Raw genomic sequence first — 25,154 nt, forward strand, 5'->3', positions numbered from 1 at the left:
CGCCAAAGTACTTCGGGTGAATCAGCAACTGATAGTTGATCACTCTTGCTTTTTCCCTGCAAGCAGTTGCAAGGCTTCGTTCAGCAAGCATTGCGCCTCAACAAGGCGCCGACAGCGTAGCTGCTTGATCAAGACCGGATTTTCCCAACGCCTGCTGACGGCACGCAAATGGGGCCGAGGTGGGCTAGCGGTGGAGGTGCTGATCGATCCTCAATCTGCGTTCTAAGACGACGAACGCAATCTCCAAGCTTTGCTTGGACTACCGTATTACTTGCCGAGAAACGAGCTAGGGCTGGGCCGCAGCTCATTTCACCTGGCTCTTCTTCGCGGCGATCCCATTCAACCCGTGATGCCCAACCGATCTCACCGCGCTTAATCTCTGGTCAACTTTCTACAGCCTTTCGATAGTGTCAGCCATTCCGGGGGCGGTCCTGCCAGTCGCAGCAGCCCGTTCTCGATCCTAGTGAGCATCGCTCCTCGTATCGCTGTCGGTCTTCAGCGATGCCGTCGCAGGGTGCGCAGCACACGACGCTCCCAAACTTCGCAGCCCCACAGACTACAGCAGCAACGTCGCCGTTTTCTTGCGTTTCCGCCCGGAGTCACGCTGAACAAGAGCGCGATCTCCTGTTTTCAGCCACAAGACGTCGCTATCGGAGGCCATTCCATCGCAACTTCGTCGCGGACCATCTCGCACCCTGTGCCTGGCAAGCGCGTATTCTTCCTACAGGCAACGGTGCGGTTCGTACTGAGCGTTTGTGATCAGGCTGTGCCAGCCGCCTCAGGGGAGTCATACGTCAGCAACCCGCGGCTACCATCAGCGTTGATCACAAAGGATCTTCGAGGGCGCTTTCTTGAGATTCGCTTATGGGACGGCCCGCTCGAAAAATGCATTTGCATCTCATGAGGACTGCAAGGCGGCCCGAAGTGCGGCTCAAAGTGAGTCTCTTCTGAATAAACCGCGGATTGGCTTAAGGCTATCCGATAAGACGTGCCGATAAGGATGGCTTTCCGCTTCTCGCGCTCTTACAGCTCACCCTGGGGCGCACAACACGGCTTCTTTACTTCTTGCAATCGCTCGTTCCTGAGCGGTTCGCGCGATGCACATAGCCGCTAACGCTCAGGAACGACAAGCACTATTCACAGCCGACGACTATCGTTCTGAGTCAGAAGCTTGTCGAAGCGCTCGGCGATCCGGTCGAGCGCACGCACCAACCTCTCTTCGAGACGCTCGATCAGATGAATGGTCGCGTATTCCTGCGCGACCTTTTCGCGAAACTGAGAAAGCTCGCGCTCGGTGCGGCAGCCAGGCGTTCGGCTTCGACCGCTACGGCCTTCGCCTCATTGGCAATGGCCTCCCCGGCCTTTGCCGACGCCTCGTTCTTCGTGTGCGCGATGGCGTTACGAATGACATAGCCCACCGCCGAGCCAACGAGCCCAACAACGTGAGTGCTGCGCGTTCTTCCATAGCGATCATTTGACTCGGGCCGATGCTTTGATGCGCACGTTTTTGCGTGAGATACGGAGGCGCTTGTTGGCTTTCTTGCGAGCCTGCTCTTCGAGCTTCCAAGCAACACGCGCGTCCATGCCGGGGCCAGTCTTCGGCGGGCACTTCGTCAAACACGAGCGTGGATTCGTGAGGGAGCGAACTCGGGCGACGGCCTGACGCTTTCCGTGATTTTGCAAGCGGTCAGCGAAATCGTCAGGAGTGAGCGGGCAAGCAGCGTTCGGGCGAGCCTTGGCGCTTTTCATAGTCATCGATTTCGTCCTCTCGAGCGGGCTCTAGCTCGGATAAAGGCGTACGCGCGAATTTCTCTCCTCTGAGGGACGACGACCGGGCAGCCGGCACCGCACCGGCCCCGGGAAGCTGTTCGCGACGCTCAGGGCGCGCTCCTCGTCCGTTTCCAGAGCTATTTTCTGCGCGAGCATGACGTCACCCTCGACTAAGCCACCCAGCGGGATGAAGCACCACCCGGTTCCGAGCCGCCCGTATTCGTCGATCTCGTGGACGTTAGCGGACGTTCCCCGCTGGATGCGGTACCGCTTCCCGGTATCGCATCCTACGACGTCGAAATGGCCCTTCCTATCGAACTCGGTCCTTTGCTGTGGCGAAAGCCAAGAACGCAGCAGTCGCAGCGCACGAGTCTGAATCGTTCTTTCGTCCTTAGCTGCTTGATAAAGCCTACCAACAGCCAGGCTTCGAAGGGGCCACCTGCCCACCCGACCAAACTTTCTCTTCACTTGGTGATCACCCGCCAACAAGCCGCGGGAAGAACAATGTTTCTTCAGCGGTCGGATCGAACGTGGTGATCCTGATTACCTGACCCGGCCCGCTCCGCACCGCAGCGGTGTATCCTTTGCCGGTAAATTTCAGAAAAAGCCTCTCCGCTTCTGCCAAGGCATCTGCATTGGAGTTGTCGAAGAAGTGCCGGCTGTCGCCGCTGTGATCCATCACGATTTGCACTGCCATGCTGAGGCTCCCGATTGCACCTCAGAAGGAATGTGGAAGCCGAGCCCCAGTTCCTAACTTCGCTAACACACCCGTGAGACTTTCCATCGCGCTGCATCATCCGCGCAGGACACTGTATCCGCCTGATCAGCGCGCGTCGAACGATCCTCCCGACGCCCGGGTACTGCTCGGTTTGAATGTCGGAATCTGCGATTTGGCGGCAGCTTGGCGGAGTGGTTCTCAAGCGAACGGCTGTTCTCATTTCTCGGCGCTCGGGTGTCTTGCAGCATTAGGTCGATAGCTCTTGTTCACCTCTCAAGCCTGGAATCTGCCAATCAGCATTTCCCGTGAACGTCCACACCCACCGGAGACATCAGCTGCCGCCCTCTTGAGACGCTTGCAATCGATAATTTGCAGGGTACTAACTATGCCGCTTTGATGGCGCATGCCTCGCTCCGCTCGACGCCACACGCCTACGCACGACGGCCGGCTCCTCAAGATCACATTTGGTGAGATGCGCGGGATGGGCTTGTGCAGCATCCTGGTCTACTGCCACTGCGGCCACCACATAACTTTGGAGACTGATCGGTGGCCGGACGATGTCCGGTTGTCCGATATTGAGCCGCGCTTTGTCTGTGAGAGTTGTGGCAGTCGCGGAGCTGACGTCAGGCCGGATTTGAAACTGGCAGACCACTGCAATTTGCATCCGCTGGCCGTCCTACATGAGGAGAGGCGAACCCACTGGGCGCCCCCCACAATCGGAACCTTGGACCAGTGCGAATTTTCCCGATGCCCTTCCCCAAGGGCGACCCCGATTGGCCTCAGCTCCACTTGGCTTCAGCTCCACCGTCCATTGTCCCGGAGCTGGGGCCAATTTCCCACTAAGCCCCACTGGGCGGCTGTAAGGAAAGTTCGGGCATCGCCACTTTCTCCCGACCCGATTTACATACGTTAATGAACTTCAAAGCTGAATGCTCTGCCTGCTAGGCGGTAAATGGGAGCATGCTTCATTGACTGACGGAATACCGAGCCGATTCTTCATTCGCATGGGAAGAAAAGGTTGGATGGTGTACGACCGGGAACGCAGGGGCCCAGCACTGCTCGGGACAGGCTGGGCGGCCAATTTGACCCAAGAACGAGCTGAACAAGTGCTACGTTTGCTTACTTCTTCTCCTGCGGAGAAGCCGCCCTCTGCGAAATGACAGTGGCCCGGCCAGTGTGACCCGGGACGGCCTTACAAAAGGGCGGCCCCAGCTGGGCAGCAGCTGAGGCCGTTGGGGTCTGCTCCGGCTTCTGGGGGGTCTTGGGGACACCGGAGCAAAGAGCCAATTCGCCAAGTTGCCACTTGTTCCCGACTCGTAAAACCAGCGGGAAATCTTATCTTCGGCAGACGCGTATGGCGTACGAGCTTTGCTTGGCTATTGCCGCTAAGCAAGTCCCCTCGCGGCCCGAGTGGATCCACGAAGTAGAGCACGACGGCTAGCGAATGCTGGTCATCCGGCAGGACAACCACCGCTCTCTCGTAACGGCACCGACCGGACGAAGCGCTATCGCTGGATTGCTGAGGCGGCGCTGAAGAACCGGCAGAAGCGCTTTGTGATCGACGGCGAGGCTGTGATCAGCGACTTCAACGTGCTTCACAGCCGTCGACACGACGATGATCGTGTCGACAGAAGGGCGCGTATCCACGTTTGACCGTCGCGGCGGCGCTCCGAGATCACTCAGGATCGGACGTCCGAAGTGTTGGCCCAAATGACCGAAACGGCTTCCACGAATGCGCAGGCCCGCGTCCCGTCTTGGCTCAGCTGAGCGGAGGAGAGGTCGCGCGCGATCGGTGAGGACGGCGAGCCAACCACCTGAACCTCGACTGGCGTTCAGCTCGGTGACGCCTTCGCAGTGCCAGGTGAGCTTCGCGAGGCCGTGGCGAGTTCCGTCGGACGTCGCCCCTAGAATTTTAGGGTCGTACGCAGGCCGAAGACTGCTGAGTTCTTGAGCGCCTTGCCCGGCATCGGCCCTGCCGGATCCGTCGCTCCGCCGCCGGGGCGGATGACATATTGGAAGTTGGGCTGGAGCGTCCAGCCGTCTCTCAGCTGGTACTGATACACCGCCGTCAAAGGCCTTCGAAGCTGCGCACCGGCCAGGACGGACTGACAAGTGTACGATAGTCGGCATAGAGCGCCTGAGCTCGTTTCGAGACGTGCGCATAGGCGGCCGCGACGCCGAACTTGTCGTCCGGCCGTTTGTCGCTGAGGCCGATGAATTCGAGGCCGGCGTCGGCGTAGAGATCGATCAGGTTGCGGTTGGCGAGAGCGCCGGAGACGCGAGCGAACACGCCAATTCCGCGGTCATCGCTTCTGGGCACGCGATAGATCTGCTGCTCGAACACTGCCCATGCGCCGACGTCGCCTGCCAACATGAGCGGAGTGCCACTGCTGGTCGGCGCCGCAAGCGAAACGCCGCTGCTGGCGAGTTGGAGATCGGAGAATGGCCGAAGTGACGCCATCCGCCGAACTTGATCTGGCCCGCCAGATTGGGATCGCCCTTCCTGTTATTCCAGGCGTACTGGATTTGGCCGAGCAGGAGAGGTGGATCGTTGATCCGGAAGTTGACGCCATATCGGTTACGTTCTTGCGGGTCGCCTGGGCCTGGACCTGCGTGATTGGCGTCGAAGATGCCTGCAAGGACGGATAGCTGATGCGTAATGTTGACCAGCAGCCGGGTGCCCATTGCCGCCAAGTGGCGATGGACCGCCGCTGGGCAGGTCGAGCGATGTGATCGCCGGCCATCCCATCGAGGCGTTGGTGAAGACATCGGTGTATCTCGTGTTGAAGAACTCGCTGTCGGCGGCGAGTTGCCCAAACTTCAGAGAGACCTTTTTGTCGCCCCACTGCTTTTCGAAGTAGGCTTCGTAAAGACGCGTCGACGGCAACGCTTCAATGCCGCTGACGACGAAAAGGTTGTCGAATAGTTGCGCGACAGTCCCTCGCCGTGAATCTGGAACATATTGGCGTGGAAGGTTAGCTTGTCGATGCTCGCGAGCTTCTGCAGGTCGACATCGATCGCGAGGTTCAGCCGGCCTTCGTAAATCGCTCGCTGCTTCAGTCCGCCGGAGACGTTTCCGAGCGTCTCGCCGATGTAGGTCGCGGCGAACTTGATCCCGTATTTTTAGAATGGGTTCGGCAGAAGCCCAAGGGTCTTCTCCTCGACGGTGCTCTCGCCGGTGTCCGGATCGGCAGGCTTATCTTCGTCGGTCTTCTTGTCCCCCTGCGCGAAAGCGTGGGAGCCTGCGAGAAGCTCCGCGACTAATACCGCCACTGCCAAGCATCTAACGGACATGCTCAATCGAACTGCATACCGGGGCCTCCGCAACACGGGCGCATTGGGACACGGTCGAGCGGCAAACTCAAGAGTGCGCACGATTGCCTGTTCCGCTTCGATGCGTGAATGCGGAAGGTGCAAGCCCGTGATTGCGGCAGCGCGAACACGAAGCCGTGGTTTGGCAATCACAGCAGCCCGGGAACAACGGAACTTGGCTCGACGATCGTTCGACTGATTGGGACCAGAAATGGAGAAAACTAGATGAAGGCTGATCGTCTGCCGTGCTCTCGCCGCCTTTGCCGTCGCGCCAGACGGCCAGCGCCGCCGAGTTCTACATCGTTGGCAACGCAACCACCCGTCGTCGGTACGAAGCCAACGACAACCACCAGGACGTTCTCGGCTCTAAGACCATGACGGAAGCCGAGTCCGCCGTGAAGACCATAAGGTCTGCACCGAACAGTAAACGGCTATTGCAGGCTAAGCCGGCCTCGCGAAGACGTCTAACAGCAAGGAGAAGATGCCTGTCCTGGTTTGAGGGGCCGTTCCCGCCGTGCTCGTTGTTGGCGGCGTCGGCTATTGGTTAATTCACATGCACTGAGCGTAGTAGTTCGGATGAAAGGCTCGCCCGCAACCGGCGGGCAAATTTTGAATTGATGCTGCGGTGACCGCCTTCTCCGGGTTGAAAGAAGGGCCCACAGGGGGCCCATTTTCCGTGAGCTCTCGTCGTCCTAATTGTAATCCGAGTATTTGAACTGCGGGAGTGCCTTCAATTGCTCCCTGTTGGCACTCATGACTGCATGGTCGGGGACCCAATCGTTCGCTTTGCGGTTCGTCGTGTTCGTCGAAGCCGCGCCGGTGGTTGTGTCGCGCGAGGTGGTCGAGGTGCTAGTCGAACTGGTCCGAACCGGGTCTTCAACGAACTTCAGCTTGTCCATCGAGACGGCAATGTCGTGCTCGCCCATGCCGAGGAAGCCGCCGACGCCGATCACCGCGGCATCGATCTTGCCGCTCTTATCGACGAGCAGCTCATTGATATCCCCGAGCTTCTCGTTCGCCTCATTGTAGATGTTCAGGCCGATGAGCTTCGAGGCGCGCCAACTGCCCTTGAGGGCCATATTGGCGTCAGTCGGCTGGGCGGTGGCCGCGGGCGCGGCGCGATCAGCCGGCTGAGTGGATTGGGCGAACGCAGCGCCGCCGATCACGGCAGTGCCAAGCAGAGCGACGGTAAGAATGCTTTTCATCGATGATCTCCTCCAACGTGAGCCAGCACCCGTTCAGATGCCGGGCCCAACGCCCGCGATTGCCACTCGTTCCCGCACTCTCAGAATGGTGCCGCCAAGGCTTTAATCGCGCTGCGCTCAAGCGTCCACTCCCGACGCTGGTCACAAGTCTGACGGGAATCTCTTACCCGGAGGTAAGCCGGAGTAGCGGCTAGAGGATCAGGACGCCTTCGCGGGAGGCCGTGCACGTGCCGCTGGGCGGCGCTGCAGGCGTTAGCGGCTAGCCCTGGCGGAAGCGCAAAGTCGAGGCGCAGATTCTGCGGATGACACTTGTTCGACGGGAGCCTCACGTCCCGTCCGCGGCTCGGAAGACCTGGCCTCCATGAAATCGAGCACCGTGCGGCCCTTCTCTGTGATCCGCCACCCCCCGTTCAGGCGCTCGACCAGTCCTTGCGAAAAGATGTTGAGATCAGGCACGCGCGCGGCCAGGCGCTTGGTCCGCTCGGCCCAGTCCCGTCCACTCGTCGCAAGAAACGCCATGTCGCGCTTGAGGTCCGCCATGACGGCGAAGCCGTCGTGATAGCTCACCAGGATCTTGAGCACGGTGACCTGGAAGTTCACGCCCCCGCTCCCTCCCCTATCGCCATATCGTCGGCGCGTCGTGAAGGGCCTGCGGCCGATCTCGTTCCGCCTCTCGGGCGACGTGTCGCCATTCGTCGCTGCTTCCAAAATCCTTTGAAGCCACGCGGGTACGTGCGCCGGTCTCATAGCGCGAAAAGTCGTCGCAGACCTCGTCGAGAACGGCCCGCAAAACAGCGGTTGCCGGATCGAACATGGGAGACCCCCACAAGAACAATTATCGTAAGGCAATCTCACGGGTGCCTCAACAATGTTAAGCGTCCTATATCTCGCCAAGTGTACACTCGAAGTCCAGCTCGGCAAGCTCCGAAGTCGCCGCACCGCACGCGGATTGAACCCATCTTCGGTCGAAACGTTTGTTCCAAGCTCGACAGTTTTCTAATGACGCCGCCCTGGCGCCGAGCTGTCCCATGAAGAAGATTGCATGGCGGCGGCGACGGTCGGCACCGCATATTCTAGGTCACTACCATCCGCCGGTGAAGAAGCCCTGCCGATCAAAAGCGAGCCGTGGTTCGGCCGGCCTTCTCGCCAATTTCGCCGAACTCTTTGCCTGTGGACAAGCTTCCGCGCGTTTTCGCGCAGGATGCTCTTTCTTGGCTTCGAGAGGTGGTGCTGCAGGCATGGAGGCCATCGCCTGGCGAGCCGATTGCTGCGGTTCTTCCGGAATTGGATCTGCCTGCGCCGTCTTCGGAACGAGCGTGCGCGGACTCCTGTCGAAGACGATCTTCTCCGGAAGGCTCCTCGCCGACCGGATCCGCATCGTCGTCCTGTCGGGATCGGTAGTGCCCGCACTCTCAAGAGGTGCCGGCAGGTAGCAGTCCGCCGCGAAGAGCAGCGCGAGCAGAACCCCGCCCACAAATACGAAGTAACGGATGATCGGCATGAGACCCCGCTCGCAAATCAATGAGTTGTGTTTCGGCGGTGCCGGATGTCGAAGAAGAGGGCCGCTCCCTCGGGCGGCCCGCCTGGCGGACTTAGTCCAGCTCTTGCACCACGGTGCGCGTCGACGGATCGACCAGCATTACGCGATCACCGGCGTAGACGTACCGATACTTCGTGAGCGAGGGACCCCACTCGGCAGGGACCGCCTCGAGCTCGACGTCGCGCGGCACTGGCTGGCCGACGACGATCTTCTCACGGGTCTGCACCGGGCGGATCTTGTGCTCGGTTACATAGCTACCGATCTTGGTCCGGTATTCCGGCTCGATCTGCACGGCGGCGTGGCCGGCGCCGGTGGTCGTGACGAACCGTGGACTGGGCCATCGCGCCCGTCGGGATCAGCACGGCGGCCGCGGACAGCAGCACAGCTTCTTCATGAGCATCTCCTTGCCGCTGAATGCGGCGCTGCGTGAACCCCGGAATTGCGACAATCGTTCCAGGAGCACGGCAGGAGAGCTTCCTCTTTGTCCCGAGTTCGTCCGGAATTAACGGCCGCCTGCCATCACCGGCTCGGGCACAACCTTCTGCAATCGGCCCGGCCGATCTCGTCAATGGCTTTCCGGTGCGAAAAGCGCATCCCGGACGCGACCGGAAAATCGCGGCTTGTCTCGTCAGGCGAGCGGTACACGGTAATCGGCATTCATTGAGTGGGGTCGCGGGGTCGCTCTACTTCCAACTGCTCTCATCGGTGCATTCGGGGACATCGCTTCGATGGACGTCACTCCTTCAAGATGCCGGTGTTGGTATTTCCAAGTTGCTGGATGGGCGCGTTTGCGGCTGGCGTGTTGTCCGTCGGTCGAGGTCCACCGCCGTCCTGATCAGGAGTCCTTGCGCCGAATTTCTCACCTGTCGTTCCGTGACTCTTGGCATTGTAGGTGTTGGGGCCGGGCGAACCGCCTGTTCCGCTGAGCGTCGTCCCGTTCGACAGCGTCGCGCCAGCTACGCCGGCGGAACCAGTAGCACTCGCGCCGCCAGTGATGACGAACCGTCTGAGCTGCCTCCGGAGCTTTGCGCCAGGGACACGAGGTGGCGCCCAGCAGGATGGTCACCGCGATCCCTAAACGATTCATTTCTCTCTCTCCTTCCGGCGCCCAGCAAGTTTCGCAATGTCTGGACCTTCCTCGCCACGAAGCGCGCACAAGCTCGCAATTTCTATCGCCGGCGTGCGAACCAGGCCCCGAGTAGAAACGCAACAAAGAGCGATCGCAAGGGCGCTTTGGTGGTCACCTCCCGCAACTGGTTCACCCAGTGCACAGCGGAATCAGCTGAAGGCAAATGCTGCGCGTGAGCGCTTCCTCTCGTCTCTGGCCTGGAGCCCGACCTCTGGGCTGAATTCTGCTCGACACCGCCCTGCTCATTGATCAGTCCCGAGGCTTCCGTCATTGCCGAGGCTTCCCTCATGTCCATGAGCGTTCTCCGCTGGTCGAGGACAGAGCAACTCGGCCTCCTTCCTCCTGGTTCCTATATTCCGGAAGGCCGTAAGTTACGCTGTTTCCGGCGCGTTCCTGCCGGCGGCTTCTTCGCCGCGGCCTTCGCCGGCTTGTTGCCGGTGATCGGCATCAGCATCTTCTTTTGGTCAGCCGCTGCCTTCCGCGGCTTCTTGGCAGGCTTGCCACCTTCGCCGGAGCGGCCTCCACGTTGGTCGCTGCTGGACGCGCCTTCGGCGTGACCGGCTTCCCGGCTCGCTTCTTGTTGATCAATGCAGCTTTGTAGTGGTCCTCGAACTTCTCGGCTCGAACGCCCCAGCCTTTTGATTAACGATGTGCCTGGCCAGGTCGAGCATATCTTTGGTAACCTTTACATCCTGGATTTCGTCGAAATACTCCTGCTCGCTACGCACCTCATAAGGATATCCAGCAGCGCGCCGACAAGGCCTTTGTCCAGCGGCTCGAGCGCGATGATGTGCTCACGATTGGTCAACACGACCCGCCCGATCGCAACCTTGTCCATCTCACAGATGGTCTCCCTGATCACCGCAAAGCCATCATGACCGACCTTTCCGTAGGCCGCAGGTAGTACGGGCGGATCAGATAGCGAGGATCGATATCCGCCCTGCCGACGAACTCATCAATCTCGATGGTGCGCGTGGACTCGAACGCGATCTCCTCAGGCTCGTGCTTCGTCATCTCGATATATTGGCCCTTCTGGAACTCGTAACCCTTGACGATATCCCCGTTAGGAACCTCATCGCCCGTGTCGGCATCCACCTTCAGATATTTGATCTGATGCCCAGTCTGCCGGTTGAGCTGATTGAAGGAGCTTTTCGCTCTCCAACGTCGCCGGGTAGAGAGACAGGTGACCAGGGACAGACGCAAAAAACCTTTCCAATTGGCGCGCGGGGGCCGTTTACGCGGAACTCCGTTCAGGGCTGCCACTCTTCGCTCGGCGCAGCATTTCCGGGCTCGAGCAGGCTGAGCGCGGTGTCGATCTACGCGAGCAGCCGTTCGATTTCCTCGCGTTCGCTCGGTCCGGGATCGCTCTCAAGCCGCTCCAGGAGCGCCCGCTTGCGCGCAAGCAGCTTTGCCACGGGTCGACATCGCACCCTCGCGTTTGGCACCTATAAACGAATTGGTGCGCCGCCGACGAACTTGCAAGTCCTTGTGCGATCGTGGATGTACGAGTCGGGCGGAGCGCTGACCTCGATCGGGCTCACCACTGCTGCGTTCTCCGAGGAGCTTGCCCGTCGTGCTGTTGACGAAGTGCAGCGCCATGCAGGCCGGACACCGCACGGGTACGAGCGGTTTTTTCAGACGGCGCGTCGGGCCGATCATCATCGAGCCGGTGCTGGACGTTCATGCCGGTGCGCGAACACTTGAACAGGATGTTGCCCTCCATGTCGCGAACATGGTCGAGTAGCGAACCGGCACCAGATCGATCACATGTCGGGCAGACACATTTATCCACCCAACCGTCTTCCGCGATGATGATTTCGCTGAGGCCGTAGAGCTGGCGGAAAAGATCGCCTTGAGTAAGCTTTAAGGCGGTATCACGAGCATCGGCCAGCTCCACGAGGCGCTTGGCATCCTCTTCGCTCGGCGCGGCTTTCACTGCCTCCAACCATCTCGCCTCGTCCCGCAAGATTTTTGCTAGCTCTGCTCTCGCCTCACCTCCTTCCGCGGCCTTCGCTGCATCGACGCAACTCGTGGGGTCGATCTCCTCGAGCGTCCGCCCCTCACAGAGGGGCTTGAGCAGTTCGATGCTACTGAGAGCGGAATGCGCCTTCGCAAGCACAGATGTTTCGGCTTCTGCCGGATCGTACTCGTCACCGACAAGCGCAGTGAAGGCCTCCCTTATGTTGGCCTGCGCTCGCTGGAGGGAGACAGTCGCAGTGTTCTGCTTGGCTTCCTTGGTGGCGACGCCAAAGTGATTGTTGAATGCTCTCGTATTTGTCTGCGAGGACCCCTGTCGCAGTGCCGAATACCGCTTCAGGCCGAGCAGCCCGGCAAACGATCGGCCGCGCTTCTGGGGCGCTAGATCGATAAAGTTCTGAAATGTTTTTCCATCGAGAAGGACGAACTCGCGATTGAGGTCGGCCAGAATCGCATTTCCGTCTGCCCCCGTAGTTGCCGCTACGGTTCGCCCGCCGGCCGCATCGCGCCGGACCGTCACATCGACCTCGGCGCCGCCGCCGGCGGGCACAAGGGTCAGGTGATCGTTCCAACACCACCCGCATGGAAGCGGTTGAGGTAGTAGGACGAGCCTTTTTCGGCTACCGGCAGCTCGTCGAGCTTGGGAATGCGACCGGTAATCGCATAGACCACCGCATCGAAAATCGACGTTTTCCCGACGCCGTTCGGCGCGGAGATGGAGTTGAGCAATCCGGCTTGAGCTTGACAACGAGGGGAGCACCCTCATTGTTAATGCCGCGAAAGCCTTCGATTGAAACCTTCTGAAGATACCAGCCGCTCATTGGGCAGAGCTTTCCTCAGGGGAGGTCTGATGCGGTTGCACCGGCGCAGTCGCTGCGTACAACGCATCGAGGAGCGCCTCCTGATCCACGGCGATTTCCAGGCTGAGCTTTGCAAGTGCCCCTGACAGAACGTCCGCTAGCGGATCGTCGATTCGTTTCAGCGCGGCCGCGAGCGCCGAGATGTTTTGATCAACGGTATCGTTGTCATCGATCCCAAAAGGAATTTCATTGTTGGCCACTATAGTCCCTCAGCACATCGTCTTCCATCATCTCATCTCGGAACCGCAAGCACATTTGGTTTTTTCACGGTTCGCGCCAAGAGATTCGGCGCTCACTTCGACACGGTTAGCGCGTTATCAACCTCGCACAGCACGTCCTTTGTACGTTTCGTATAGAATGAATTCCAAGCGACCGCATTGGTCGTCCGAGCCGGCCTCCAAGCACCCTTGCGTCGTCATGTTGTCAAATGCGGCCATCGGCTGGGGGCGCAGCGGGGCAAACGATGGAACTTTCCGAGCATAGCAAAGACAACTATGCGCCTGGGGCGGCGCGGCGCCGCGCAACACGAGCATGGCTGGCCCGCGCGACCATCTGGATAGCGATAAGGATCGCCGCGTTCTCCATGCTCGAGATTGGATGAGCGTTGTTTTCACTATAAACGGCCAAGTCCACCTCGACGCCAAACCCAGGGACAGCAATCGTCTGACGCAACTTTCTGATGCCAGTCACAGTTCGAGAGCAGATGAAGCACTCGCCGTCATATAAAATTCGGAATGGGATTCGTTGCTCGCGCATCATCACCGGCCTTGATGACTCAAGGGAACTTTGGACGCCCGGGTTGCGTTCGCCCTCGCATCATTGCTATGCGCCGGACGAAAACATCATCGCTCTCACGATGTTAGCGCGATTCACGCGCTATGATCGCTTGGTCAGCAGCCTCACATTGCAGGATTTCATCAGATTAGCGTGTTCAATTCCGCCCCCTCCGGAGGCTTTGTCATTGACGTTCTCTCATACCATGCGGCTCTCCTAACATGTCGTCGGAGCAACCGGTCCTCCCACGAGTCTTATCAAGCCACGGCCAACGTCGCAGCCGCTGAAGGCCACTGCCCCACAGCAATTGCAGTGGATTGCTCTGAGCAGCTGATGCTGCTTCGGCCCGACAGACCTCGTGCCGGGCGATCACATTCCGTGTCGGCCACCAGTTCTTTCCAGTCGTTCGTCTGGTCTGCGGCTACATGGAGCATCGTGCAGTTAAAGCCGGCGAAGGATCTCCTGGCGCGAACTGGCGCACCGCTGAGTGCCGTCTAGCCGCGCGACCACAAGCTGATCAGGCAGAAATTCAACGGATCATGCCCCTCAAACGCCGCGGAACGTCCTGGCTGCAATGTTAACATCTCTCGCCGATCGGCTTGGGGGGAACAAGCATGGTTAAAGCACTTCGAAATACCGTCATGGCACTCACTTTTGTCGTCGTCGCCGGCAGTAACATATTTTGGAGTTTGCTGGATGACTACCTCGCCTGCGGCCTAGCAGTAGCCGCTTCAGTCACCGCCGGTTTTTGCGTCGAGCGCGCCTCCATCAAACGGTCCCATCGCGAAATGATCCGTCAACACAGCGCAGACTGGCAGGCTGGGACCGAGCGCATAGAGTCTGGCGGACCAACTAGGACCGCGAAGGCAGAGAGATGACAATCGATCGGAATATCCTCGAGAGCGGCACGAAGCGGGAGGCGCCCAAGCTGGAGGTGCTCGATTGCCAAACCCCTTCGCGACAGTTGCTAGCCCATGCATCGGCGATCGAGGCATTGCGGGCCTGGTACGCCATGCAGTCAACCGTCAATACCGTCGCGCTCTACGACGCCGCAGCAGCGCTGTTCGGCTCGGATTTCGACCGGGCCGAATACCACGAGGTCGAGTGAATATATCTGATCTCGACGCGCTTGCAGTTGGGAAAGCGCGGGCCGAAGTCCCGATTATCTTACGTCGACAGAACGGGTGAAAGCCTCTAATTCGATTCCTTCCGTTACGTTGCGAGGCGGCCACCATAAGTCTCTGCCTCACAATAGGCATGGGCCCAAAGAGGCAGGCGATCAGCCTGAAATTATTCTATGGCGCCCTTAACCCAGAGCAGAGCGCCGCGATGATGGAAGAAGAAGCTGAGAGATTCGCTACAGCCGGATGTCTGTTCGAAGCTGTGGCATGTTTTCCTCAGTTTGAAGAGAACGCGATGCCGATGCGCCTGACGTACGCCCAGCGCGACCTTCGCTGAAGCTCCCGCACGTTCGCCTGATCAAGAGGCACACTCTTGATGCGATCGCCCACACTGATGCAGTTGTCAGGCGCACCTTGCTCAGCATGACCACGACTAAATTGCAGCACGCGGAGAACCAAATGGTGCTGCTTGGACGTAAGACTGCTCTGGAGCGCGTTGCCGCTTTCTTGCATGAAATGGATGTGCGGCTCATGGCTACTGATGTTATGTCACTGCCAATGTCTCGCCGAGACATCGCGCACTACTTGCTTGACCATCGAGACCGTCTCACGCGCAGTGTCGCAATTGCATAGTGATGGCGTTCTTGATTTCATCGGCAATACTCAACGCGAGATCATGATTCTAGACCGGGCAGCGCTTGCTAATTTCGACCTGCAAAGTTGAGCGCCGGCCGAGTGCATGCAAACCGTAACTCGGACGAGCATGAGGCGGCGCAGCAACGGCTTATCGGGCAGCCGTTCGGCGAGCGCGCCAATATCGGAATGAATGAGCTCGTGCTTGCGCTCGACTCCCTTCAACTGATGGATGATCCTTATCCTAGATCCCCTTTCAGAGCGTGTTCGCAACACTTGGCTCGCGTACCAAAAGCCGTTGCGAATCGCTCGATGACAGCGTTCTCCAATCCCTCCTTTTGCGCGCGCGTGCGAATGTCCGCCACCAGGTCGGGGATCTGCCGGGCCATGGAGATCAGGGTACCGATGGGCACGTCCGCATCAACACGCGTCTCGCGCGCAAATTTTTGCCACTGGCGCAAGCCAATTTGATCGAGCTTGTATTCACCCCCGACTTCCATCGCGAGTTTGATCTTGCGCTGATCGACATGGTCGTAAGGAAGAATGCTGGCGATGTCGTAAAGGAGGGCGAGACGCACGAGAGGACCGCTCGCCAGAAGCAATGAATAGTTCTTGGCGTGAGCATCAGAGCCTCCAATGAGCCAATTGAAGCCCAAAGCGCTGACGAACGTCTCAAGGTCAGCCTCGCGGTCTGTCGAGTAGGTACGCAAGAGCTCGACAACATCGGCAGGCGTTGGTCCGCCCTCGTTCTGTATTTCTTGGTCGGCAGGATGCCCATGGCCTGGCAGATATCTTCCTGGTCGTTCCCGCTGACCTGCCGATCGTAGCGTTCAACCACGATCGCGATTTCCTGTTCGAAGCGCATCACCTTGGTTTCAGCGGCTGGCAGCCCGAGCTCGCGTGCGAGCTGCAGGCAGATATGCTCATTCTCGGCGTGGCCATCGAAATGCCCCGTCGGTGGTTTCAAAATGTGGGTGGTCGGTATGCGCCCGGACGGAATGCCCCATTTGTTGTCTTTGAGGACAAGCGCGGTTTTCGGCTGGGCGCCTGCAAGACTGAATTGACCCGTGTCGCGGGGCAGACGCCAGGCAGCGTGATTTTCGCGCAAAACTCGAAGCCGGTTTGCTATTGCCGGCTATCCAGCAATTCGATCTTGTCGTCTTTGCCTGTTTTCAGAGCCTCCAATCGATCAGGCGTGACGAACTGGACGGCCCCGGCGCAATCCTCGCCGACGTTAGAGATGAGGGCAAACACGTTGCGCGCCGATACCTGAAATTTCTTGGCCCAGCGCTCGAGCACCTGCTCGTTGTCAGGAAGCAGCCCCCACAAGAAGGCCTGAACGGTGGCTGGACCGTGCTCCTCCGCGGCAAGCGGCATCGATAGCGACAGGGGATAGGCCCCCTCCGCGTTGCGCCATGCATTCTCATAGACAAAGTCAGCCGGCCGCGTGCGTCACTGCGGACGCGACCGGCTTCGGTGCCATCCAAGAGTCAATGAGCTCGGCCATTATGTCTTGCCTTTCTTGGCTTTGGTGACGATGGCGTTGATATCAACTGCGGAGGTAGACCCGCGGCTGGTGGGCGCTCCACTGTTGGCGTCCACCGGGATCCCGAGAACGTCGAGAGCACGGAGGACAAGGGCCAGCTCTGCGCGGGGATGACCGTGCTCGACGTCAATCACCCATTGACGGCTAACGGCCAATCCGCTTGGCCAGTGTCGACTGGTCCAGTTTGAGGCGTTTGCGTCTGTCGCGAATGACGGCGCCGAGGTCGGCAGCTGTACGGATAAGCATGGCAACTCCAAATGTCAGCGATCGCTTACATTACTCTATGTCGCCGTTGGCTGACAGAGGAGAATGTCGCCGTTCGCCAACATTCCAGGATGTCATCGATCGTCGACATTGGCGGCCCGGGAAGTATTAACTTTTTCAGAGACATAAATAAGATAACCCGGCATTACCCAAGCAATGCCCGCTCCGCGCGGCGGCAAGTTCCTAGCCTGTTCAATGTCTCCGTGCTCGGATGTGACACCGAATGGCGGCTCCTCGCCGGTCATGAGCCGCGCGCGCTCATGTGCGTGCGGATCAATCGGCATGAGTATTTCCTTCCGGCCGCTCAATACTTGCGGGGCTTCTTTACCGCTTTTGCCGGTCTGAGAAGATGATGACGCTACGAGCCATGCTGCCCCTCCCCGCACGATGCGTGGCTGCAACCCACTGCTTCGGGGATTCACCTGTACCGGCCAAGCAGAGCCCACAACCCTGACCTGTGGACAAGGCGCACAACTACTCCGATACTCAAGGTCGCCCCTTACTTGCGAGGCCGGTTCTCAGGGAGAACAAGGCGCGCCGCGGCTCAGGCCGCGGCGGAATTAATGGCCTGAAACCGATACAGAAAGTCCGCCGCCCGCTAGGCATTGGACGAGGTCGTGAAGATCGCGCCTTTGTCGTTCTTCAGCACCTTGATCCAAGAGGGATATAGGAGGCGTGACCCTCCCTTCACCTCCGGTGTCAGGCCGAGATCAGCGGACAGGCAGGCCGCGCCAGGCTCTGGGACCAACTCTTCCATGGCATAGCCTTCATCGCCGAAGGGCTTGCGGTAGTGTCCAACGCGACTCATTGCGCGCGTCGCGGCGAAATGGAAGTACGTGCCCCTCACCTTTTCAGGTGGTGTACCCACCTTCGCCGGAGTACCTGCGAAGCTTGTCGAGATAGCCACCGCGATCCGGTCGGAGGAGATGTAAAACAGTGCGGGCGTGGCCCGGTGCTAACCGACCCGGGGGCTGAAACCAGGCCAACTAGTCCCTACCACATCCGCACTGCCGTTGAGACTAGCGGAAAGGTGACTCGGCGCGATCGGTCTGGAGCAATAGCGCTGTCCCTGCCACATCCCGTTAACCCCAAAGGGCTCTGTATCTGTGATAGCTTACCGCAAGCTGACGGGCCTTTGCGCAGTCGGTCAATGGTACGTGTGGGCTATCAATACCGGCTCAATCTGCCACGGAAATTCCTGCAACCACGCAGACATGCTCTCAGTGCTGTTCTGTCACGACTTCATGAGAAAGGCGCTATCCCTTCGTTGTGAAGGAGCTCAAGCGCGCTCAGTCGCTCGCGGAAGCGCACGAGGTGTTCTCCCTCGGGAAGTTCGAAGCCGTTCGTGACGAAGGTTTTGGCGACTGCGTCGAACTCCCGAACGAACACAGCGTCTTTTCCGCCCTCTGAAAGGTTGAGCAAGCACAGGTGCTGATTCCGCTCGATGTCGCCCACCATTCCGGAATGATCTCGCCCACCGTTCCGATTTGATCTCGCCCGCCATTCCGAGATGATCTCGCCCACCATTCCGGGATGATGTCGCCCGGGGTGACGAGGCCTCTTCTGGCTCCGATACGGTCCGCCTTTCGGCTTTGCGAAGGGGGACCTGGATGCCGACGGAGAGGTTTGCGATGCGCCATGTGCGCGATGTGATCAGATTGAAGTCGGCCGGGATGCCGACCCGCGAGATTGCGCGGCGGGTGGGGACAGCCCCTTCGACGGTGCGGTTGACGATCCACCGGTTCGAGGCGGCGGGGCTGACCTGGCCATTGCCCGACGCCATCACCGACGCTGTGCTGGAAGCCCGGCTGTTCGCCAGCGCGGGAGCCGGTCCCGGCACCCGGCGGGGCCATCGCCGGCAGGCCGAGCCGGACTGGGCGGCGGTGCACCGCGAGCTCCGGCGCAAGCACGTGACGCTGTCGATCCTGTGGGAGGAGTACATCGCGGGCGAGCCCGGCGGGTATCGCTATTCGCGTTTCTGCGAGCTCTACCGCGCCTGGGAAGGCCGGCTGTCGGTGACGATGCGCCAGTCGCATGCGGCCGGCGACAAGCTGTTCGTTGACTATGCCGGCGACGGCGTCCCGGTGGTGATCGACCGGCGCACCGGCGAGCGGCGCAGTGCGCAGATTTTCGTCGCGGTGCTCGGCGCATCGAGCTTCACCTACGCGCAGGCGACCTGGACGCAGGGGCTCGCCGATTGGATCAGCGGCCACGTCGGCGCCTTCGAGGCGATCGGCGGCGTACCGGCGCTGCTGGTGCCGGACAACACCAAAGTCGCTGTGATCAAAGCCTGTCTCTACGATCCCAGGATCAATCGCAGCTATGCCGACATGGCGGCGCATTACGGCACCGCCATTCTGCCGGCCAGGCCGCGACGGCCGCGGGACAAGGCCAAGGTCGAGCAGGCGGTCCTGATGGTCGAACGCTGGCTGCTCGGGCGGCTGCGCCACCGCACCTTCCACAGCCTCGCCGACGTCAACGCGGCGATCGCCGAGTTGATGATCCGGCTCAACGAGGAGCGACCGATTAGGCGGCTCGGTGTCACCCGCCGCAAGCTGCTGGAGGAGATCGACCGGCCAGCGCTGAAGGCCCTGCCGGAGAACCCTTACGAGTTCGCCGAGTGGCGGATCTGCCGGGTCAGCATCGATTATCACGTCGAGGTCGAGGCGCATTATTACAGCGTTCCGCATCGCTTCGTCCGCGCCGAGGTGGAGGTGCGCTTCACGGCTCGCACCGTCGAGATCTTCCACAAGGGTGAGCGGATCGCCGCGCATCAGCGCATGAGCGGCAACCACAAGCACACGACCGTGCCGGAGCATATGGCCTCCAGTCATCGGCGCTACGCTGGCTGGACCATCGAGCGCATCCGTAAGGACGCCGCCTCGATCGGGCCGGCCACCGCGGCGCTGTGCGACCTGATCCTCGACGAGCGGGCGCATCCGGAACAGGGCTTCCGCGCCTGTCTCGGCATCATCCGGCTCGCCCGATCCTACGGGCACGAGCGGCTCGATGCCGCCGCCATGCGGGCGATCGATATTGGCGCGCGCACGTACGGCTCGGTCAAATCGATCCTTGCCAACAATCTCGATCGGCGTCCTTCACCCAAGCGCTCCGCGGACGACGCGCCGATCCTTCATCCCAACATCCGCGGGCCGCGCTACTACAATTAGGAGATCACATCTTGCTCACGCATCCGACCCTCGATCAACTCTACGCGCTCGGCCTGCATGGCATGGCCAAGGCCTTCGCCGACATCGAAGCCGGCGGCGAGGCCGCAAGCCTCGGCCACGCCGAATGGCTTGCGCTGCTGCTCGAACGCGAAGCGTCATTACGACGCGACAAGCGGCTGTCGAAGCGGCTGCAATACGCCAAGCTGCGCCAGGAGGCCTGCGTCGAAGACATCGACTACCGCACTCCACGCGGCCTCGACCGCAGCCTGCTGACGAAGCTGGTCGAAGGCCGCTGGATCGATGACCACGCTAACCTGCTGATCTGCGGGCCCTCCGGCGTCGGTAAGAGCTGGCTCGCCTCAGCGCTCGGCAACAAGGCCTGCCGTGACAATCGCTCCGTGCTCTACCAGCGCGTCCCGCGGCTGTTCACCGATCTCGCTTTGGCGCGCGGCGACGGCCGCCACTCCCGCCTGCTGCGCGCGCTTGGCCGCGTCGATCTCCTCATCTTCGACGACTGGGGCCTCGAGCCGCTCGACGCCGCCGCCCGCCACGACCTCCTGGAGATCCTCGAGGACCGCTACGGCCGCCGCTCCACCATCGTCACCAGCCAGCTCCCGGTCGATCAATGGCACGCGCTGATCGGCGATCCCACCTACGCCGACGCCGTCCTCGACCGCCTGGTCCATAACGCCCACCGGATCGATCTCAACGGCGAAAGCATGCGGCGAACCCGCAAACCCGACCGAAAGGCTTGAGCCTGTGGCGCTGTGGACATGCCGCTACGCTTGGACAACGCAAGAGCGTCGCCCACATGCCCACAGCAGGAGCAACAGAAAAACCAACCCGTCGAGCCGCGATTCAAGATTGACCACGCGGCTTCGCCGATGCCAGAAACCAGACAGCCAGAACGCCTCGCGCCCCGGGCGACATCAAATCGGAATGGTGGGCGAGATCATCTCGGAATCCTGGGCGAGATCAAATCGGTACACCCGGGCGAGATCATCGGAATCAGCACACAGGCGCTCTTCGGGCGGAAGGCAGCTCACCCCTTCAAGAAACCAGTTCTTCTTTTCCGGGTCCGCGAGAGCATCCATGTCGAGGATGGTCTCCCACCGTGGGCTTTGGGTTCGATAGCTTTCAAGCGTGGTACGCCGCAAGACGCCACGCACCTGGTCCTCGTCCTGCCAGAAATTATTGAGACCGCGCCGTCCCAACGAAAACGTACGGAACCCGGTCCTTGGCCTGAAGAACGTGGAGCGCTTGCCCGTAGAAGCGCTGGTAACGTGGATCGGATTGGAGCGCACCGAGTGTCTTGTCGTTCTCGGCGTGAGCCCAAGCTAATGCGCGCGACCCTTCGATCTCAAGCTAAAGAAAAGGATCCTCAGCCCCGGTCGCAGGCGCTAGCGCCTGGGACAGCCCCGCGGACATCAAACAGCCCATGGATCGCGACGCTGCGAGAAACAACGAATTTTTCATGGGAGTTGTCCTCGAAGTTAGTCAGCCGGACTCGGACGTCTTGCTAGGTGAGTGGAAGCATTCGGAAGATGCATACTCGGCTTCAAAGAGCGGGCATGCGGGAATTGCGTCCGCTGGCTTTCGATGGTGCAAGCAGCGTGCCGCTTGAAAATTGGAGGTTCTCCAGGCGCTTTCAACCTGATGTAAGTGTCGTCTTCTGGAGTCGGTCTCAAACCTGACAATCGGGTTCTTAGTAAGGGGAGCATGTTGCGCAGCGGCCGCCTTGCTTATCGTCGCAGTACGTAAATCCTCCACGATCGCTTACGCCACCATTCGGTCGCTCACAACTCGGCTATGGGCAGCATCATCCGTCGACAGTTTCGATTTTAGGTGTGAAGTGCGAGCACAAGTCCGATCTTCGCTGCCTGCTGATCGCGTTGGCCGGCACCATCAGTGCCCCGGCGCAGGCCGCCGGTACTCCATTGATTTGCGGCCTGTTGGCTGGGAGAGACTTGAGGCGATTGCGTTGGGCAACGCCTTTGTCCGCCAGCCAAAGGCGTAACCTGCGGCAGGTTCGGTGGCCGAGCCTGTATGGAAGGCGCTCGACGCCACGATTCCTAAATTCCGCAGCGGGATCTCTCCTGAGCAACCGTGACCGCGGCGAGCCCCAACATCACGTCGCCGGTGAATCCGAAATGGAGACGATAGAGCCACCAGATTGCGCAGCACCGGTCGAGATCGTACAGGGCGAGCGCGGGCCTTATTGCTACGACCATCCGCGCCATCGGCTTCATTCCTCGCATTATCTGGAAACCCCGACGTCTCGGGGCCAGCGCTCTCCATTTAAAGACTTTTTGGTTGGTGATGGCTCGCTGTTCGCCGCGTGCACCTGCAATAGATGGGGAGGTGAGATTGATGTTCGCCATCACGTTCTTTTCCGCGTTTCGAAGCTAGTTGCACACGTCTATGTGCATGCAATCTGCTGTGATCCTACGATAAAGGTACTGCTCGCAAGACGCCCAGATCTGGTAGTGCCAATTAACAGGATTCCGATCCGATAACCTCGCCCAATCTGACTGCTACGCAAAGCGACTGCGCCACTTGCGACGATCGTTGCAGCTACGCGACCTTTGCTGGCATCTCCTTGAGAATACCTCCGCGTCTGCCAAGACTATGTAGGCTCGCACAGGCACTGGCTACGCCGCTCCCGAGTATTGCACGGTCAGCGGTTTCGCTGCCCAATTTGCGCGATCCCACCCGACATCGAGCGCTGGTTGGCGACCGAGCCCCGTCTGGCCTCGCTGGCAAGTCTCCGCCTCGCTGAGCAACACCCCGGACAGTTTGGCCCGCCGCAGCACACCATCGTGCAGCGCTTGTTGGGATCGCTCAGACGCAAAGCAGCTGAGACGATCCTCCCGTGCACGGCTAAAGGTGCGGGGCTGGCCGCGTGTAATGGACATTCCGCGACGTCTCCAGTCCCTTCGATCCTGCGCGCCATGGTGTAATCTCGGACTAGCCGACCGCCGGAGCTACATCGGTTAAGTGAAAGTAACATCCTCAGGTGAGGCAGCACGGGGGGCAATATTGCAGCCGGATGACGGGTGCGGCACCACCCAGACGAAATGGCCAGGATGACCGTGCATCTCGTGGGTCGACAGCGGGTCCGATGATGCGTACCCACTGGCGGCGCGAGCAATCCACTGCTAAGCGGTGAATTGTCTCTCCAGGTAAGGACAACCTAAGCGACCGCAGGGCTCCAGTCCGGGGCGAGCGCTTCACGTCGGGTTGCGTCTCATACCCGGGTAAGCTTAACGAACCCTCCTTCGGCTAATTCGGCTTTGTAGGCCTGCCCGTTAAGCTGGATTGTTGTGGGGTTATTAGCGGTCGGCATGAAACCTTCTTCGCGCAGCTTGTCCATCAGGGCAGGTGTGGCCCATTGCTGTGGTAGCGGCGTTCCGAAGCGCCGGTGCTCCGTGAAGAATGCTCCGAAGTCCCGGTACCCCCGCCCGGCCGACCCCAACCACTTGGTCCTCCGCAGGGTTATGAACAAGAAGAACGCGATTGGACCCATCCAAACCGGCCGTGTAGCGGTGACCTCGGATTTCATAGGTCATCGTCGGCTGGTCCGAGTCCGGCAAGAGACCCTGGTGGAACAGCCTCTCGACCATGAAGTCAGGGGCGATTTGCGAGCGGTGTGAAAATCTCTGGGGAGCGGCGAATGAGACATCTACCGCTTCCTCAGGTGCGGCAGATGATGATGGTCCAGCTTCATTCATGATCTGACTGAACAAATCATGATCTTCCTGTGTCCAGACGTGCGCCGTTGGTGATTCTGGTGAACGGGCATTATCGATCGGGTTCGGATCCATAAAGCTCTCCTTTCTATCATGAGAACAAAGGCCTCTTGAAGATCTCCCCCAGGGAGTGAGCTGAAGTTCGTCACGAATTCAGACATGGGCGGCTTCGTCATCGAGAGGCCAAGTTCGAGTGTTAAAGAGGCTGGCTTTCGAGAAGCTGACAAAGCTCAAAGAAGGGAGACAAACCCGCGGCCGCATCTGCCACGTCGGATGCGATCATCTCCGGCGCCAAGTCTCATTCCGCCTGACCTCCCAGTCGGCGCGCAGGTCTGCGTCGTGCATCGCATTCACCTGGCGGTATAGCTGGTTAGGAGGTCCAGGCGATGTGGACCGCGGCGAGCCCTAGTCTTGCACCGAACATCTACGTTTCGATCTCTGCTCTCGACCAGTCGTCCTGGCTTACACCTCGAGCCTACGCTCGGGCCGCTAACCGTAGCCTCGCCAGCGCGAGAACAGACGAGAGCGCGACCTACGAGAGGCCGGCAACCGTGGAGCGAACTGTTCACCTGATTAGATGAACAACGAAATCGCTCACACCCAAAGCAGCCGAGACGATCATCCCGCGTACGGCTAAAGGTTGCGGCGGTGCCGCTGGTCCCGGGACTGCGGCTGCCAATGCGTGTAATGGGCACTCCGCGACGTCCCCAGGGCCGCCGATCCTGCGCACCATGCTGCAACCTCAGACTGACAGCTGGAGCACACCGGTCGAGCGGACTGTTACATCCTCAGGTGAGGCAATACGAACGGAACTTTGTCCCGGCTGCTATTGACGCTCCGCGTCATGCAGATGGCGCTCGTGTCAGGTCGCGCTTGGAGGAAGCCGGCATTTCAGCGCCGACTTCCACACCGCGCGCACGAATTGCGACCGTTTTGCTAATTTAGGACACGAGTGAATTCTCCTTCCAACCGTCCGTTGGCGAGAGAACGTAGGCCGCATTCGTGCTCGCCTGAACCTCCTCCGAATGAGTGGACACCTGTAGGCTCAGAGAGCCCGGAGGTGTCGCATGCAAGAACGTCAACGTCGGTCGTTCACGGAGGACTACAAGCGCCAGGCCGCTGAGCTGGTGGTGTCGAGCGGTCGCTCGGTCACATCTGTGGCCAAGGAGCTCGGTCTGCGCGACTCGGTGCTGCGGCGCTGGGCGGATAAGCTTCGGAAGGAGCCGGCATCGGCGGCGTGGCGCCCCACCACGCAGGCGACGCCGATGTCGGCGGACCAGGCTTCGGAGATCGCCCGGCTGCGCCAGGAGAACGAACGGCTACGCATGGAGCGCGACACTTTAAAAAAGTCGATCGCGATCTTTGCCGGAACCCGGATATGAGCTT

Annotated in this window: 24 protein-coding genes and 5 pseudogenes; 5 read left to right on the plus strand and 24 right to left on the minus strand. The window is 60.2% G+C overall.

What is annotated here, in order from left to right:
- Positions 1 to 1,232 precede the first annotated feature (1,232 nt).
- The 15 genes and pseudogenes from P6U29_RS34675 to P6U29_RS34745 form a co-directional block, all read right to left on the minus strand.
- On the minus strand, positions 1,233 to 1,418 hold the full coding sequence (locus tag P6U29_RS34675) for a hypothetical protein (RefSeq protein ID WP_407114705.1): 186 nt from the start codon (positions 1,416 to 1,418) through the stop codon (positions 1,233 to 1,235).
- A gap of 361 nt (positions 1,419 to 1,779) precedes the next feature.
- Positions 1,780 to 2,238 carry a hypothetical protein gene (locus P6U29_RS34680; RefSeq protein ID WP_407114706.1) on the minus strand — a complete coding sequence of 153 codons (459 nt, stop codon included), beginning with the start codon at positions 2,236 to 2,238 and terminating at the stop codon, positions 1,780 to 1,782.
- Between the two features lie 7 nt (positions 2,239 to 2,245).
- A complete protein-coding gene (locus P6U29_RS34685; RefSeq protein ID WP_407114707.1) occupies positions 2,246 to 2,467 on the minus strand; it encodes a hypothetical protein in 222 nt (73 codons plus the stop codon).
- Positions 2,468 to 4,392: 1,925 nt separating this feature from the next.
- Positions 4,393 to 4,551 carry a carbohydrate porin gene (locus tag P6U29_RS34690; protein ID WP_407119499.1) on the minus strand — a complete coding sequence of 53 codons (159 nt, stop codon included), beginning with the start codon at positions 4,549 to 4,551 and terminating at the stop codon, positions 4,393 to 4,395.
- Positions 4,552 to 4,556: 5 nt separating this feature from the next.
- A pseudogene (locus P6U29_RS34695) lies at positions 4,557 to 5,173 on the minus strand (carbohydrate porin).
- Positions 5,067 to 5,602, minus strand: a pseudogene (locus P6U29_RS34700) (carbohydrate porin). Before P6U29_RS34700 ends, P6U29_RS34695 begins: the two co-directional pseudogenes overlap by 107 nt.
- A gap of 9 nt (positions 5,603 to 5,611) precedes the next feature.
- Positions 5,612 to 5,761 (minus strand): hypothetical protein, encoded by a 150-nt coding sequence (locus P6U29_RS34705; RefSeq protein WP_407114708.1) that lies wholly within the window; start codon positions 5,759 to 5,761, stop codon positions 5,612 to 5,614.
- A gap of 731 nt (positions 5,762 to 6,492) precedes the next feature.
- On the minus strand, positions 6,493 to 7,005 hold the full coding sequence (locus P6U29_RS34710; RefSeq protein WP_407114709.1) for a PRC-barrel domain-containing protein: 513 nt from the start codon (positions 7,003 to 7,005) through the stop codon (positions 6,493 to 6,495).
- 252 nt (positions 7,006 to 7,257) lie between these two features.
- Positions 7,258 to 7,605 carry a hypothetical protein gene (locus P6U29_RS34715; protein WP_407114710.1) on the minus strand — a complete coding sequence of 116 codons (348 nt, stop codon included), beginning with the start codon at positions 7,603 to 7,605 and terminating at the stop codon, positions 7,258 to 7,260.
- A 481-nt stretch (positions 7,606 to 8,086) separates the two neighbouring features.
- Entirely contained in the window at positions 8,087 to 8,506 is a 420-nt protein-coding gene (locus P6U29_RS34720) for a hypothetical protein (protein ID WP_407114711.1), read from the minus strand.
- A 91-nt stretch (positions 8,507 to 8,597) separates the two neighbouring features.
- Entirely contained in the window at positions 8,598 to 8,837 is a 240-nt protein-coding gene (locus P6U29_RS34725) for a DUF1236 domain-containing protein (RefSeq protein WP_407114712.1), read from the minus strand.
- Between the two features lie 1,186 nt (positions 8,838 to 10,023).
- Positions 10,024 to 10,928 (minus strand): annotated as a pseudogene (locus tag P6U29_RS34730) (Ku protein).
- Between the two features lie 283 nt (positions 10,929 to 11,211).
- A complete protein-coding gene (locus P6U29_RS34735; protein ID WP_407114713.1) occupies positions 11,212 to 12,201 on the minus strand; it encodes a hypothetical protein in 990 nt (329 codons plus the stop codon).
- Positions 12,202 to 12,206: 5 nt separating this feature from the next.
- Positions 12,207 to 12,380: an ATP-binding protein gene (locus P6U29_RS34740; protein ID WP_407114714.1), complete on the minus strand. Its 174-nt coding sequence runs from the start codon at positions 12,378 to 12,380 to the stop codon at positions 12,207 to 12,209.
- 88 nt (positions 12,381 to 12,468) lie between these two features.
- Positions 12,469 to 12,711, minus strand: coding sequence for a hypothetical protein (locus P6U29_RS34745; RefSeq protein WP_407114715.1), 243 nt, complete (start codon positions 12,709 to 12,711; stop codon positions 12,469 to 12,471).
- Between the two features lie 1,448 nt (positions 12,712 to 14,159).
- Between P6U29_RS34745 and P6U29_RS34750 the strand changes: the two genes are divergently transcribed.
- Together P6U29_RS34750 and P6U29_RS34755 are read left to right on the plus strand one after the other, a co-directional pair.
- Entirely contained in the window at positions 14,160 to 14,393 is a 234-nt protein-coding gene (locus tag P6U29_RS34750; protein ID WP_407114716.1) for a hypothetical protein, read from the plus strand.
- Between the two features lie 361 nt (positions 14,394 to 14,754).
- Positions 14,755 to 15,130, plus strand: a pseudogene (locus P6U29_RS34755) (helix-turn-helix domain-containing protein); the annotation flags it as partial.
- 148 nt (positions 15,131 to 15,278) lie between these two features.
- Here P6U29_RS34755 and P6U29_RS34760 read toward each other — a convergent pair.
- The 6 genes and pseudogenes from P6U29_RS34760 to P6U29_RS34785 all read right to left on the minus strand — a co-directional run bounded on the left by P6U29_RS34760 (position 15,279) and on the right by P6U29_RS34785 (position 18,307).
- A complete protein-coding gene (locus P6U29_RS34760; protein WP_407114717.1) occupies positions 15,279 to 15,749 on the minus strand; it encodes a HipA domain-containing protein in 471 nt (156 codons plus the stop codon).
- Between the two features lie 35 nt (positions 15,750 to 15,784).
- A pseudogene (locus P6U29_RS34765) lies at positions 15,785 to 16,147 on the minus strand (HipA domain-containing protein); the annotation flags it as partial.
- A 17-nt stretch (positions 16,148 to 16,164) separates the two neighbouring features.
- Positions 16,165 to 16,428 carry a HipA N-terminal domain-containing protein gene (locus tag P6U29_RS34770; RefSeq protein ID WP_407119500.1) on the minus strand — a complete coding sequence of 88 codons (264 nt, stop codon included), beginning with the start codon at positions 16,426 to 16,428 and terminating at the stop codon, positions 16,165 to 16,167.
- 495 nt (positions 16,429 to 16,923) lie between these two features.
- Entirely contained in the window at positions 16,924 to 17,133 is a 210-nt protein-coding gene (locus P6U29_RS34775; protein ID WP_407114718.1) for a hypothetical protein, read from the minus strand.
- A 314-nt stretch (positions 17,134 to 17,447) separates the two neighbouring features.
- Entirely contained in the window at positions 17,448 to 17,756 is a 309-nt protein-coding gene (locus P6U29_RS34780; protein ID WP_407114719.1) for a zincin-like metallopeptidase domain-containing protein, read from the minus strand.
- Positions 17,757 to 18,091: 335 nt separating this feature from the next.
- A complete protein-coding gene (locus P6U29_RS34785) occupies positions 18,092 to 18,307 on the minus strand; it encodes a hypothetical protein (RefSeq protein WP_407114720.1) in 216 nt (71 codons plus the stop codon).
- Between the two features lie 173 nt (positions 18,308 to 18,480).
- Between P6U29_RS34785 and istA the strand changes: the two genes are divergently transcribed.
- On the plus strand, positions 18,481 to 20,019 hold the full coding sequence (gene istA / locus P6U29_RS34790) for an IS21 family transposase (protein ID WP_407119246.1): 1,539 nt from the start codon (positions 18,481 to 18,483) through the stop codon (positions 20,017 to 20,019).
- An 11-nt stretch (positions 20,020 to 20,030) separates the two neighbouring features.
- Positions 20,031 to 20,774 (plus strand): IS21-like element helper ATPase IstB, encoded by a 744-nt coding sequence (gene istB, locus P6U29_RS34795; RefSeq protein WP_407112755.1) that lies wholly within the window; start codon positions 20,031 to 20,033, stop codon positions 20,772 to 20,774.
- 174 nt (positions 20,775 to 20,948) lie between these two features.
- Here istB and P6U29_RS34800 read toward each other — a convergent pair whose 3' ends face one another.
- From P6U29_RS34800 to P6U29_RS34810, 3 genes are all read right to left on the minus strand, one after another.
- Positions 20,949 to 21,323, minus strand: a complete 375-nt coding sequence (locus P6U29_RS34800) for a hypothetical protein (RefSeq protein ID WP_407114721.1) — start codon at positions 21,321 to 21,323, stop codon at positions 20,949 to 20,951.
- A 768-nt stretch (positions 21,324 to 22,091) separates the two neighbouring features.
- Positions 22,092 to 22,400, minus strand: a complete 309-nt coding sequence (locus P6U29_RS34805) for a hypothetical protein (protein ID WP_407114722.1) — start codon at positions 22,398 to 22,400, stop codon at positions 22,092 to 22,094.
- Between the two features lie 951 nt (positions 22,401 to 23,351).
- Positions 23,352 to 23,843, minus strand: coding sequence for a hypothetical protein (locus P6U29_RS34810; RefSeq protein ID WP_407114723.1), 492 nt, complete (start codon positions 23,841 to 23,843; stop codon positions 23,352 to 23,354).
- A 992-nt stretch (positions 23,844 to 24,835) separates the two neighbouring features.
- Between P6U29_RS34810 and P6U29_RS34815 the strand changes: the two genes are divergently transcribed.
- Positions 24,836 to 25,150: a transposase gene (locus P6U29_RS34815; protein WP_407114724.1), complete on the plus strand. Its 315-nt coding sequence runs from the start codon at positions 24,836 to 24,838 to the stop codon at positions 25,148 to 25,150.
- The last annotated feature ends 4 nt before the right edge of the window (positions 25,151 to 25,154 follow it).

Origin of the sequence: Bradyrhizobium sp. LMG 9283 (genome assembly GCF_045571415.1) — a bacterium.
In the GTDB taxonomy this organism is placed as follows: domain Bacteria; phylum Pseudomonadota; class Alphaproteobacteria; order Rhizobiales; family Xanthobacteraceae; genus Bradyrhizobium.